Source organism: Stenotrophomonas sp. Sm6012 (genome assembly GCF_030985895.1).
GTDB lineage: Bacteria > Pseudomonadota > Gammaproteobacteria > Xanthomonadales > Xanthomonadaceae > Stenotrophomonas > Stenotrophomonas forensis.
In genome coordinates this window covers 1-13052 of sequence record NZ_JAPTFX010000137.1, presented here as the reverse complement: position 1 = coordinate 13052, position 13052 = coordinate 1, and the positions used below count along the sequence as shown (strand labels likewise).

The 13052-nt window shown below is 67.9% G+C and carries 9 protein-coding genes; all 9 read right to left on the bottom strand.

Annotated elements, in window-relative coordinates; genetic code table 11:
- Positions 1-130 precede the first annotated feature (130 nt).
- The gene (locus O0J73_RS18285; RefSeq protein ID WP_308309315.1) at positions 131-1582 is read right to left on the bottom strand and encodes an alanine/glycine:cation symporter family protein; all 1452 of its coding nucleotides are present in this window, start codon (positions 1580-1582) and stop codon (positions 131-133) included.
- 10 nt (positions 1583-1592) lie between these two features.
- Positions 1593-2585: a hypothetical protein gene (locus tag O0J73_RS18280; RefSeq protein ID WP_049457683.1), complete on the bottom strand. Its 993-nt coding sequence runs from the start codon at positions 2583-2585 to the stop codon at positions 1593-1595.
- Positions 2586-2820: 235 nt separating this feature from the next.
- Positions 2821-3657 carry a TrmH family RNA methyltransferase gene (locus tag O0J73_RS18275; protein WP_308309314.1) on the bottom strand — a complete coding sequence of 279 codons (837 nt, stop codon included), beginning with the start codon at positions 3655-3657 and terminating at the stop codon, positions 2821-2823.
- The gene (locus O0J73_RS18270; RefSeq protein WP_004154369.1) at positions 3658-5169 is read right to left on the bottom strand and encodes an alanine/glycine:cation symporter family protein; all 1512 of its coding nucleotides are present in this window, start codon (positions 5167-5169) and stop codon (positions 3658-3660) included.
- Between the two features lie 110 nt (positions 5170-5279).
- Entirely contained in the window at positions 5280-5819 is a 540-nt protein-coding gene (locus O0J73_RS18265) for a GNAT family N-acetyltransferase (RefSeq protein WP_004154368.1), read from the bottom strand.
- A complete protein-coding gene (locus tag O0J73_RS18260; protein ID WP_004154366.1) occupies positions 5812-8937 on the bottom strand; it encodes an efflux RND transporter permease subunit in 3126 nt (1041 codons plus the stop codon). The genes O0J73_RS18265 and O0J73_RS18260 overlap by 8 nt, the downstream gene beginning before the upstream one ends.
- Entirely contained in the window at positions 8934-10040 is a 1107-nt protein-coding gene (locus tag O0J73_RS18255; RefSeq protein ID WP_008267359.1) for an efflux RND transporter periplasmic adaptor subunit, read from the bottom strand. Before O0J73_RS18255 ends, O0J73_RS18260 begins: the two co-directional genes overlap by 4 nt.
- A gap of 215 nt (positions 10041-10255) precedes the next feature.
- Positions 10256-12319 (bottom strand): TonB-dependent copper receptor, encoded by a 2064-nt coding sequence (locus tag O0J73_RS18250; RefSeq protein ID WP_308309313.1) that lies wholly within the window; start codon positions 12317-12319, stop codon positions 10256-10258.
- A 72-nt stretch (positions 12320-12391) separates the two neighbouring features.
- Positions 12392-12823 (bottom strand): DUF2946 family protein, encoded by a 432-nt coding sequence (locus tag O0J73_RS18245; RefSeq protein ID WP_308309312.1) that lies wholly within the window; start codon positions 12821-12823, stop codon positions 12392-12394.
- Positions 12824-13052 lie beyond the last annotated feature (229 nt).

Here is a 13052-nt window from a genome sequence, read left to right as displayed (position 1 = left end):
CCCCCCCCCCCCCCGCGCAGCGGGAAGAGCGGTGCGAACCGAGGTTCGCACCCACCGGGCAATGGCGCACCCACTGGGCGTGGCGTGGGTCAGCGCCCTCGCCCTGGCGAGGGATCTGACCCCGATCCTGTCAGCCCTCCCACACACGGGTGTTGCGTACGCCCAACCGCTGTGGATTGAACAGCGGATCCGTACCGGCATGGCGATGCTGTTCGTAGTCGCGCAATGCCGCCAACGCCGGCTTCTGCAGCAGCAGGATGGCGATGATGTTGAGCCAGCTCATCAGGCCGACCCCGATGTCGCCCAGCGACCATGCCACCGTTGCGCTGTTCACGGCCGAGTAGCCGGCAACCGCCAGGAACAGCAGCTGGCATGCCCCCATCGCCCACCGCGAAGGACGATCCCGGCACAGGTAACTGACGTTGGTCTCGGCCATGTAGTACAGCGCCAGGATGGTGGTGAACGCGAATGGCAGGATCGCCAGCGCCACGAACGAACGGCCGAAGCCCGGCAGCGCCGATTCCACGGCGTGCTGCACGAAACGCGGCCCGGCCTCGACACCCGGAAGATTGGCCAGCAGCAGGCGGGCCTCATCGGGAACGCCGTTCACCGCCGGGTCGTAGATGTTGTACAGGCCGGTGGACAGGATCAGGAATGCGGTTGCGCTGCACACCACCATGGTGTCGATGTAGACCGAGAACGACTGCACCAGTCCCTGCTTGACCGGATGCGAGACTTCGGCGGCAGCGGCCGCATGCGCTCCACTGCCCATGCCGGCCTCGTTGGACAGCACGCCGCGGCGAACGCCCCACTGGATGGCGGTGCCGATCATCGCGCCGAAGGCCGCGTCCACGCCGAATGCGCTGTTCAGCACCAGCATGATCACGCCGGGCACTTTTTCCGCGTTGAGCACCATTACCACTGCGGCCACCATCAGGTAGGCCACCGCCATCAGCGGCACTACCCATTCGGCTACCCGTGCAATACGCCGCACGCCACCGATCAGGATGATGCCCAGCACCACCAGCAGCACCACGGTGGTGGTCATCACCGGCACATCCCAGGCTTCGTTCACTGCACTGGTGATGGCATTGGACTGGGTCCCTGCCAGCATGGCGCCGGCGAGCACGGTCACCAGCGCGAACAGCACTGCATACCAGCGCTGGCCCAGGCCCTTCTCGATGTAGTACGCCGGCCCGCCGCGATACTGGCCCTTGGCATCACGGTCCTTGTAGATCTGCGCCAGGGTGGATTCGATGAAGGCGCTGGAGGCACCGAGAAAGGCCACGACCCACATCCAGAAGATCGCACCGGGGCCACCGAAGGCGATGGCCATGGCCACGCCGGCGATGTTGCCCACACCGACCCGGCTGGACAACGAGATCGACAGTGCCTGGAACGGTGACACCCCGGACTCGGAGCGTTCATGGCGGAACATCAGGCGCAGCATGTCCGGCAGCGCGCGCAGCTGGATGAAACGGGTACGCACGCTGAAGTACAGGCCAGTGAGCAGGCACAGCACCACCAGATAAGGGCTCCAGACCACGCCCAGGATCGCATTGACGATGGATTCGATGTTCATCGGCGGCCCCTCAGAAGAACATGCCGAGGGCAACCTGGGGGCTGACGATGCGGCCGGTGTTGCGCCCGGCCACGGTGAACTCGACACCGGCAATCAATCCCAGCGAGGGACTGAAGTGATACTCCACGGCAGGCGCCAGGCTGACGCTGCGGCTGGCGGGGCGGCGTTGATCGATGCGTTCGATCACACCGGCGCCGTTGCGTGCGAAACCACTCAGCCGCTGGCCGGTCTCGCGGCTGGCGGACATTTCCATCACCCCCACCCAACGCGAATTGAAGCTGTACTCGGCGCCCACCGACAGCCCCAGCACCGAGCCACGCGCGACGTGTCCCTGGAAGCTGTCGTCGGTGCCGTAGACGCTGGTGCCGGAAATGGCGGTACGCGAGGGAGCGGGGCCGGCGCTGAACTGGGCCCGCCACCGCAGCGGGCGGTCGTTGCCCAGCCACACCACCTGCTGCACGCCCAGGGCAGCGGTGGTGCGCTGCACGCCGTCGCCCTGCGCATCGAGCGGATTGCCGGTGATGCGGTCATGGCTGCCGGTGCTGAAGCGCTGTACCAGCGCGACCGAGATGGCGGGGCGGGTGCCATCGGCGTTCGGCGCCTGCAACAGGTACTGCAGCCGTGCGGTGGTGTCTCCGGCGCGGAAACCACTGCTGCGAGCACTGCCGGATTCCGAACGTGTCGCACTGAGGTTGACCTGGCCCATCACCCGGTCGCTGAAGCCATAGATGATCGGCACCACGGTTGCCCACGCGCCACTGCGCTCGGCGCTGCGGCGACGGTCACCGTTGTCGTCATAGTGGTCGCGGCTGTCGACCCGCACCAGATAGGGCTCGATGTACCAGTTGCCCTGCGGCAGGCCGGCCGGATTCGGGGTGATCAGCGGTCCGGTGAAGTTGATGCCGTCCAGGCTTCGCTCATCGGCGTGCACCGCCGGTGCGGCGAGCGCACACAGGGCCAGCAGCAGGGATGCGCGCATCGTGGGGTGTTTGACTAGATGCATGGGAACCACTCCTGTTCGACGTTGGATGGAGATCCACCGTGCGATGCGGGACATGGCTCGACAATGAGACAATTACTAAAAACATCTGATCATCGATCAAGCGTGCTTGATGCAACGCGTAGTGACGTAATCGGCTTGGCAGGCAACGGGGCACGCCCGCTTCTGCAGGGCGCAAAAGAAAACCCGGCCACAGGGGCCGGGTCCAGGTCGTCAATGGGACGGTGTCGCGGCGGTATCAGCCGTCGCGACGGCTCGCCCACTGCGCCAGCAGCACTGCGGTAGCCGAGGCCACGTTGAGGCTCTCCACCGCACCACTGCCGGGGATCGAGACCTGCAGGTCGCATTCGCCCGCCAGGCTGCGGTCCATGCCTTCGCTTTCGGCGCCCATTACATACACCAGCCGCGCCGGAAGCGACGCACGGAACACATCGTCACCGCCCTCGACCAGGGTAGCGGCCAGGCCGAAACCGGCGTCCCGCAGCTGCGCCATCGCCTGCGCGTTGGCCGGCAGCTGCACCAGCGGCACCGCTTCGGCACCGCCCTCCGCCACGCGTGCGGCGGCACCGGACAGCGCCAGCGTGCTGCCTTCGGGCAGCAGCAGCGCCTTGGCACCGAAGTGCGCCGCCGAGCGCAGGATCGCGCCCAGGTTGTGCGGGTTGCCCACGCCGTCCAGCCACAGCGCCAGCGCCGGGCCGTCACCGACCTGCTGCAGCCACTGTTCCAACGGCAGTGCTGGTGCGCGCAGCACATCGGCCACCACGCCTTCGTGATGGGTGGTACCGGCGAGCTTGTTCAGATCGCCGTCCTCGACCACGCGATAGCCCACGCGGTTGGCCACGCACCACTTCAGCAGTGGCTGCAGGCGCGGAATGCGCGCCTCCAGCAGGTACAGCTTGCGCAGCGCCTGCGGCCGCGCGTCGAACGCGGCCAGCACGGCGTTCAGGCCGTACAGGCGCAGCTCGTCGCTGCCGCCGCGCCCACCACCACCCGTGGCCAGTACCTCCGGGCGCGGCAACGGTGTTGCGCGCGGCGGACGGGCGGACGGGCGGCGGTTGTTCCAGGGGTTGTTCACTTACACACTCTCCTGCTTGCGCTGGCGCCAGAAATCGGCGTTCTTGATGCCCAGGGCATCAGGGTCGAACACCGGATCCAGGCCCAGCTTCTTCTGTCGTTCGTAGTCACGCAGGGCCAGCATCGCCGGCTTCTGGATGATGAGGATGGCGATGATGTTCAGCCAGGCCATCAGGCCAACGCCGATGTCACCCAGCGCCCAGGCCAGGGTCGCATTGTGGAACGCACCGAACACCACCATGCCGATGATGCCCAGGCGCAGCACCAGCACGGTCAGCGGGCGCTTCTTGTTGTGGTTCACATAGCTGAGGTTGGTCTCGGCCATGTAGTAGTACGCCATGATGGTGGTGAAGGCGAAGAAGAAGATGGCGATCGACACGAACGCCGAACCCCAGCCCGGCAGCACCGCTTCCACGCCGGCCTGCGCATAGCCCGCGCCTTCCGGAATGCCGGCCAGGCCCTGGAAGATCGGCGGGGCGCTGGCACCTGCCGGCGAGTACACGTTGTAGGTGCCGCTGGCCAGGATCAGGAACGCGGTGGCGGTGCACACCATCATGGTGTCGAAGTAGATGGCGAAGGCCTGCACGTAGCCCTGCTTGGCCGGGTGCGAGACCTCCGAAGCGGCTGCCGCGTGTGGGCCGGAACCCTGCCCGGCTTCATTGGCATAGATGCCGCGCTTGATGCCCCACTCCACCGCCAGGCCCATCATCGCGCCGAATGCGGCGTGGGTGCCGAAGGCACTCTTGAAGATGATGCCGAACATCTCCGGCACGCGGTCGTAGTTGATGACCATGATGACGATGGCGGTCAGGATGAAGGCCGCCGCCATGAACGGCACCACCACCTCGGCGAAGTTGGCGATGCGCTTGACGCCGCCGAAGATCACCACGCCCAGCAGCAGGCCCACCACGATGCCGATGCCCAGCTTCAGCGCCTGCACCGATTCCATGCCCAGCGTCTGGCCGTCCAGCGGACCGCACAGCGCGGTGCCGCGGCAGGCGTTGATGATGCTGTCGGCGATGGCGTTGGCCTGCACGCCCGGCATCAGGAAGCCGGCCGCGATGATCGTGGCGATGGCGAAGGCCAGCGCGTACCACTTCAGGCCCATGGCCTTTTCGATGTAGTAGGCCGGGCCACCGCGGTAGCGGCCTTCGGCATCCTTGGTCTTGTAGATCTGCGCCAGGGTGCATTCCACGTACGAGGTGGACGCGCCGAGGAAGCCCATCACCCACATCCAGAAGATGGCACCGGGGCCGCCGAAGGCGATGGCGGTGGCCACGCCGGCAATATTGCCGATGCCCATGCGGCCGGCCATCGACATGGCCAGCGCCTGGAACGAGGACACGCCGGCGTCGGACTTCTCGCCCTTGACGGTGAGGCGGCACATCTCGAGGAAACCACGGATCTGCATGAAGCGGGTGCGCAGGCTGAAGAACAGGCCGGCGGCCAGGCACATGAAGATCAGTGCCTTGCTCCAGATGATGCTGTTGATGAAATGTACGGTAGCTTCCACGCGCGCTCTCTCCAGTCGGCGGGTTGTAAGGACGTCCCGTCGGCTGGAGGGGACCGGTCGATTCTCCCTGATCGAAGGCCGCTGCGGTAGCGCCAGAAGGAATTCGCCGCTCAGGGCAGCTGCATGCGAACCCGGGCAAAGCGGCGCAGGTCGTGCAGGACGCCACGCTTGTAGACCGCACAGCGCTCCACGCCCTCCTCCTGGAAGCCGTTCTTCTCCAGCACCCGGGCCGAGCCAAGGTTGAAGTCGACCACCGTGGCCTGCAGCCTGAACAGGCGCAGTTCGTCCATCACCCAAGGGGCGAACAGACCGACCACGCGGGTCATCAGGCCCTGCCCCCACAGCGCCCGGCCCAGCCAGTAGCCCAATTCAGCGGTGTGCGCGCGCTCGGCGCTGCCCTGCTGGGCGCCGATGCTGCCGCAGGCATGGCCGTCGATCTCGATGGCCAGGTTGAGCGTTGCGGGCGCCAGTACGCGGCCGGCGAGGAACGCCTCGCCATCCTCGCGGGTGTACGGGAACGGGAAGCGGTCGCGCAGGCCACGCGAGACCTCGGCGTCATTGGCGTGGCGCAGCAACGAGTCCAGGTCGTCGCTGCACCACGGCCTCAGCACGAAGCCGTCGCCGTACAGGCGCTGCGCCAGGTCAGGCATGGCCGCCCACCGACGGCGACGCGGCTTCCTGCTTCTCCAGCTCGCGCTTCACCGCTTCCGGCGAACGCGTATAGGGCGCCAACCGCGCGTAGAACGCCGGCACCACGAACAGCGACAGGAAGGTCGAGAGGGTCACGCCGAAGATGATCACGATGCCGATCGTGCCACGGCTGGCCGAACCCGGGCCACCGGCCACCACCAGCGGGACCGCGCCGACCACGGTGGCGATCGAGGTCATCAGGATCGGGCGCAGGCGCACCATCGCCGATTCGATGATCGCCTCGCGCACGGTTCTTCCGTCGTCACGCAGCTGGTTGGCGAATTCGACGATGAGGATGCCGTTCTTCGCGGCCAGGCCGACCAGCATGACGATGCCGATCTGGCTGAACAGGTTCACCGTACCCCCACTCACCCACAACCCGACCAGCGCGCCGAGCACGCCCAGCGGCACCGTCAGCATGATGGTCAGCGGGTGGATGAAGCTCTCGAACTGCGCGGCCAGCACCAGGTACACCACCAGCAGCGCCATGGCAAAGGTCAGCAGCACCGCGCCACCGGCGCTCTGGTACTCGCGCGACTCGCCCTTCCAGTTCACCTGCGCGTACTGCGGCAGTTCCTCGCGGGCCACGTTCTGTGCCCAGGCGATGGCCTCGCCCAGCGGGTAGCCCGGCGCCAGGCCGGCGGTGATGGTGATCGAGCGCAGGCGGTTGAAGCGGTTCAGGGTGCCGGCCTCGGCCACTTCACTCAGCGTGACCAGGTTGGACAACGGCACCAGTTCGCCGGAGGTGGCGCGCACGCGGATGGCGGCCAGGTCGGCCGGGCTGGTGCGTCCATCGCGGCCGGCCTGCACCAGCACGTCGTACTCCTCGCCGTTGTCGACGAAAGTGGTGACGCGGCGCGAGCCCATCATGGTTTCCAGCGCCGAACCGATCGCGGTGACCGGCACGCCGAGGTCGGCCGCACGCTGGCGGTCGATGTTCACCCGCATCTGCGGCCGGGTTTCCTTGTAGTCCGAGTCCGGGCCGACCAGGCCGGGATTGTCGGCCATGCGCAGCAGGATGCGATCGCGCCACTGGGCGATTTCGGCGTATTCCGGCCCGCCCAGCACGATCTGGAACGGCTGCCCGCCACTGCGCACCAGGCCCCCGCCCACCTGCGTGCGCACGCGCACGCCGCGGATGGTGTCCAGTTCTTTCTGCAGCTCGTTGGCCACCTCCGGCGTGCCTTCACTGCGCTGCCGCCACGGCTGCAGGAAGATGCTGACCCGGCCGGTGTGCATTTCCTCGCTGGCGCCCCAGCCACCGGGCACGCGCGGGTTGGCGCGCACGATCGGCTTGTCCGCGCCCACGTGCGGGGCCAGCATCGCTTCCACCTGCTGCACCTGCTGCACGGTGTAGTCGTAGCCGGCGCCTTCCGGGCCATCGATCATGATCTGGAACGAGCCACGGTCTTCGGCCGGGGCCAGCTCCGAGGGCAGCAGCTTGAGCAGGCCCCAGCTGGCGGCCAGCGCGGCCACCATCACCAGCAGGTAGATCCAGGTGCGGTCGACATGGTGGTCCAGCACGCGGCCATAGGCGCCGGCCAGGCGCTCCAGGTTGCGGTTGACGAAGCCATGCAGGCCGCGCGGCGCCTGCCCGGTGTGCGGCTTGAGCAGCTTGGAGGCCATCATCGGCGTCAACGTCAGCGCGACGAAGGCGGACAACGCCACCGCCGCCGCCAGCGCCACCGCCAGTTCACGGAACAGGCGCCCGGTGTTGCCTTCCAGGAAGCCCACCGGCAGGAACACCGCCACCAGCACGGCGGTGGTGGCGATCACCGCGAACGCGACCTGCGCGGTACCGCGCTTGGAGGCGACCAGCGGCGGTTCGCCCAGGTCGATGCGGCGCTGCACGTTCTCCACCACCACGATCGCATCGTCCACCACCAGGCCGATGCACAGCACCAGCGCAAGCAGGGTCAGCAGGTTGATCGAAAAATCGAACGCGTACAGCGCGATGAAGGCGGCCACCAGGCAGACCGGCACCGTCACCGCAGGAATCAGTGCGGCGCGGAAACTGCCGAGGAACAGCCAGATCACCGCCAGCACCAGGATCATCGCCTCGACCAGCGTGGCGTAGACGCGATCCACTGCTGCCTCGATGAAGGTGGTGTTGTCGAAGGCGACGAAGATCTGCGTGCCCTTGGGCAGCGTCAACGCAACCCGCTCGGCTTCCGCGCGCGCCACGCGGGCCACGTCCAGCGAGTTGGCGGTGGAGGTCTTGACGATGCCCAGGCCGATGCCCGGCTCGCCGTTGCTGCGGTAGTAGGCGCGGCGCTCGGCCGAGGCCAGCTCGATCTTCGCCACGTCGCCCATGCGCACCACGTAGCCGTCGCGGCCCTTGCCCAGCGGGATGGTCGCGAAGTCTTCCGGCTTGATGTAGTTGCGCTCCACGCGCAGGGTGAAATCACGGTCGGTCGATTCGATGCGGCCGGCCGGCAGTTCCACGTTCTCGTTGCGCAGCGCAGTTTCCACGTCGCCGGTGGTCAGGCCGCGCGCGGCCAGCTGGTCACGGTCCAGCCAGATGCGCATCGCGTAGCGCTGGCGGCCACCGATGCGGACCTGGGCCACGCCATCCAGGCTGGAGAAGCGATCGACCACGTAGCGGTCGGCGTAGTCACTCAGTTCCAGCGTGTCCATGGTCGAGGAGACCATGTTGAACCAGATGATCGGGTCGGCATCGCTCTCGACCTTGGCGATCTCCGGCGGGCGCGCTTCCTCCGGCATGCGGTCGGCGACGCGGCTGACTGCATCGCGCACGTCGTTGGCCGCCGCTTCGATATCGCGGTTGGAGGTGAATTCGATGCTGACCTGCGAGCGGCCGTTGGTGCTGCGCGCGTTGATCGTATCGATGCCTTCGATGCCGGCCAGCGCATCTTCCAACACCTGGGTGATGCGGCTTTCGATGACCGCCGCCGAAGCGCCGGTGTAGTCCACCGACACCGAGACGATCGGCGGATCGATGGCTGGCAGCTCGCGCAGGGTCAGGCGGGTGAAGGACATCACGCCCAGCACCAGCAGCAACAGGCTCATCACCACGGCGAATACCGGCCGCTGGATGGAGATGTCGGACAGCTTCATCCGCCGTGGCCCTCGGCGGCGACCGGCGCCGGCGCGTCAGCCGGCTTGGCACCACTGGCCGGTGCGGCGTCCTTGGCGGCGACCTTCAGGCCCGGGCGCAGCTTGCCGGTGCCATCCACCACGATGCGCTGACCGGCCTCCAGGCCCTGCTTGATCTCGACCACGCCGGCACGGCGCGCGCCGGTGACCACGTCCACCCGCTCGACGCTGTCGTCGGCCTTGATGCGGTAGACGAAGGTATCGCGGCCGACCTGCACCACGGCGATTTCCGGCACCACCAGCGCTGCGCGCTCGGGGTGGAACAGGCGCACATCCAGCAGCATGCCCGGGCGCAGCGCGTGGTCGCCGTTTGCGAAGTCGGCGCGCACGGTCACCGCACGGGTGGCCGGGTCGATGCGCGCATCGATGGTGCTGACCACGCCCTCGAAGGTACGGCCCGGCCAGGCCACGCTGGTGGCGCTGACCTTGTCACCCACGCCCAGTGCGGCCAGTTCCACTTCCGGCACCTGGAAATCGATGTGCATGTGTTCGATGTCATCGAGCGTGGCGATCACCGTGGTCGGCGTCAGCAGCGTGCCCGGGCTGACCTGGCGGATGCCGAGCACGCCGGCGAACGGCGCGCGCACGCGACGGTCACCGATGTCCGACTGCATCTGCGCCACGCGCGCTTCGGCGGCATCGCGGATCGACTTCTGCGTATCCAGCGTGGCGCTGGACACCAGGCGCTGCGTGGCCAGTTCGCGCTGGCGCTTGTACAGCTGGTCGGCCTCGTGGAAGGTGGCCTGCGCCTGCACCAGCGCCGCTTCCTGGGCCTGCCCACGCAGGGTCACGATCGGTGCACCGGCGGCGATGTGCTGGCCGCTTTCGAAGTGCACCTTCTCGACAATCTCGCTGACCTTGGCGGTGACGCTGATCGACTCGCGCGCCTTGGCCGTGCCCAGTGCCTGCAGGGTGTCGTTCCACTGCGTGGGCTGCACCACCTGCGCGGTCACCGGCACCGCTTCGCCCTGCCGACGCGCGGCGGCCTCCTGCTTGCCTGCGCACCCGGCCAGCACGGCCAGGCTGAGGCCAAGGGCCAGGGTCGAAGCGATACGAGCCAACATGAACGGTCCTGATTGATCCACGGCCGCCGAGTGTAGGCAAGCGCCTGCAAAAGCGGTATGTGCCAAGCGTTTACCGGCGTGGAACCAGGGCCGCGATAGCGCCTTGAACCCGTTCCGTGCAAGGCTGCCGCGGGCAGTGTCGGCATGTGTCGGGGTGTATCCAGCCGCGCCTGCAGCGCCGGGGATTGCCCGGCGCTACCGACGCCACGAAGGGATCAATACCGGTAATTCACCTTCATCCACACGCTGCGGCCCGGTTCGTTGATGCGCACCGGGTCCGCCGGGAAGCCGAAGTCGGCACTGCCGGCCAGGTTCAGGTGCTCGCTGTAGGCCCGGTCGAACAGATTGTCGACGCCCGCGCTGAGCTGCAGCTGCGAACTGAAACGGTAGGCGGCATTGAGCGCGAAGGTAGCGAAGCCGGCGCTTGGTCCGAGGTCCTGGGCGACGACATTGCCCTGGCCATCTGCGACACGGTGCTGGTGGGTCACCGCGCGCAGCAGCGCACCGGCACTCCAGCGCTGGCCTTCCCACTTCGCACTCAGGCGCGCTTCCAGAGGCGGCATCTGCGGCAGCGGACGTTGCTGGTCGCGGTTCTCGCCCCAGGCGTAGGCCAGCGTGCCACCCAGTTTCCACTGTTCGGCCACGCTCACTTCCAGCCCCGCCTCGGCGCCGGCAATACGTGCGTCGACGTTGCTGGCCTGGCTCATGCCCATCATGCCGCTGCCGTGGTAGGTGAACAGGATGTAGTCCTGGATCTGCCCGGCATAGGCAGAGACCCACGCCTGCACGCGCGGCCCCTTGTACTGCAGGCCGACGTCGAGCTGGGTGGTGCGCTCGGGCTGGAGGCCGGCAAACGCGTTCAGCGCGCCAGCCGGGCCATGGTCGGGCGAGAACAGCTCCCAGTAGTCGGGCATGCGCTCACTGCGACCGAGGCCGGCGTACCAGGTCAGGCCATCGGCCAGGTCCTGTTCGTAGCGCAGGAAGCCGCTGCCCAGCCATTCCTTGCGGCGCTGGCCCGCGGTCGGATTGGGCATGTTGCCCATCATCCCGCGGATCGACTGCCGCTGGTCGCGGACGCTGGCGCGATCGATGCGCAGGCCAGTGATCCAGCGCTGGTCGGTGCCGGCGCCCAGGGTCAGCTCGGTAAATGCGCCATAGCGACGGAAGTTGGCATCGGTGTCCCAGGCGGCCTGGCGATAGGTGCCGCGGCCCATGCCCATGCGACCGCGATGGCGGCTGTCTTCGCCATCCACACCGGCCACCAGCTGCATGTCCTGCCAGCGCCATTCGGAACTGAGCCGGCCGCCCTGGGTACGGCGGTCCACGTTGGAGGCCATCGGCATCGGCATCATGCTGTGCGGATTCGGCGTGCGCAGCGTGTAGTTGTCCATCACGTGGTCGGCCTCGTTGTAGTACACGTTGGCCTGCACCGTGTCCCACGCGCCGGGCAGGTTGCGTTTCTCGAAGCGCGCGGCGTAGCTGGTGCGTTCGAAGGCAGCGCCGTCCATGCCACGCCCGGCGTAGCGCGCGATCGCATCGCCGGCACCAGCGGAGATCTCCAGCAGCGTGTCGGCATCCGGCGTCCAGCCGATGGCCACGTCGCCGTTCCACTTGCGCCACTTCGACGGCACCACATCACCGTGGCCATCCTTGTAATCATCGGCTTCGGAACGGTTGCCACTGGCGCGCACGTAACCGGTCGGGTTGCCCAGGGTCAGGTCCAGCACCTGGTCGTTGCGGTTGCGCGAACCGACCAGTGCACTGGCGCCGGCGCGCAGGCCCGGTTCCTCGAAGCGCGGCGTATCGCGTTCGAAGCGCACGGTGCCAGCCGAGGCACCGGCGCCCCAGCGCACGCTCTGCGGCCCCTTGATGATGGTCAGCCGGTCGAAGCTTTCGGGTGAGATGTAGGACAGCGGATTGTCCATGCGTGACGGGCAGGCACCGATCAGGTTGCCGTCGTTGCTGAGAATGTTCAGGCGCGAACCGAACATGCCGCGCAGCACCGGATCGCCGTTGGTGCCACCGTTGCGGATGGCCGAGAAGCCGGGAACGGTCTTCAGGTAATCGGCACCGTCGCTGGCCGGTACCGGTTGCCGCGGCAGGCGCGGATCGGTCACCCAGTGCAGTGGCGAGGACGGTGCGGCGGCGGTCACCACCATCGTGTCGAGGGTGCGCGCCTCGTCGGCGGGCGCGGCGTTGGCCAGTGATGCGGCCACGGCCAGGCCAAGGGCAACCGGCAGGCGCGCACAGGCGCCCGCGGGGCGGGAAGTCATTTTCATCGGAACAGCTCCAGGGTACGCACGCGCGCACGGCGCCCGGTCAGGCGTCGTGCGGCAGATTCGATAGGGACATCAGCGGACGATGGAGAGGCGCGGCGGGCCACGCGCGGCATGCGCAGGCCAGCGTGCGGCGGGCAGCACGCGTTGCGACCACGCGAACACCAGCCGCGGCCGCCACAGCAGCGGCAACAGCAGCACCAGCACCGCCAGCCAGGGCAGCAGGCGCATGGCCAGCACGCAGTATTCGCAGGCCTCGCCATGCATGGCGTGGGGGTCGGCCGGGCGGCTGGGCGTTGCCGGCGCTGCGCTGTGGTGATCGTGCCCGGGCATGGCCATGTCCTGCCTGTCATGGCCCATGGCGGCGTGGTCCATGCCCGCCATTGCCGCGTGATCCATCGGCGGTGCCTGCAGCGCGCGGCTGACCAGTGGCGCAAGCACCATCAGCAGCGTCGCCAGGACGGCGAGCTGGAGCAGGAGGCGCTGCGGGCGGGACAGGCGGGTCACCCCGCTAGTGTAGAGCCGGGTCCAGGGATGCCCGTGCGACGAACCGTCGCAGGAGGGAGGGTTATCGGCAGGGCTGCGCCCTGCACCCGCAGAATCAACGGCTACGTCAACGTCAACGTCAAAAGCGGGCAGTCCGTGGGATGGCGGGGTGGGTCCGGTTGCGGGGGTCGCTGCAAGTACGTCCATGTAAGCTCGGTCGCCGCATCCATGCGGCTCACGCCCCCGCAAC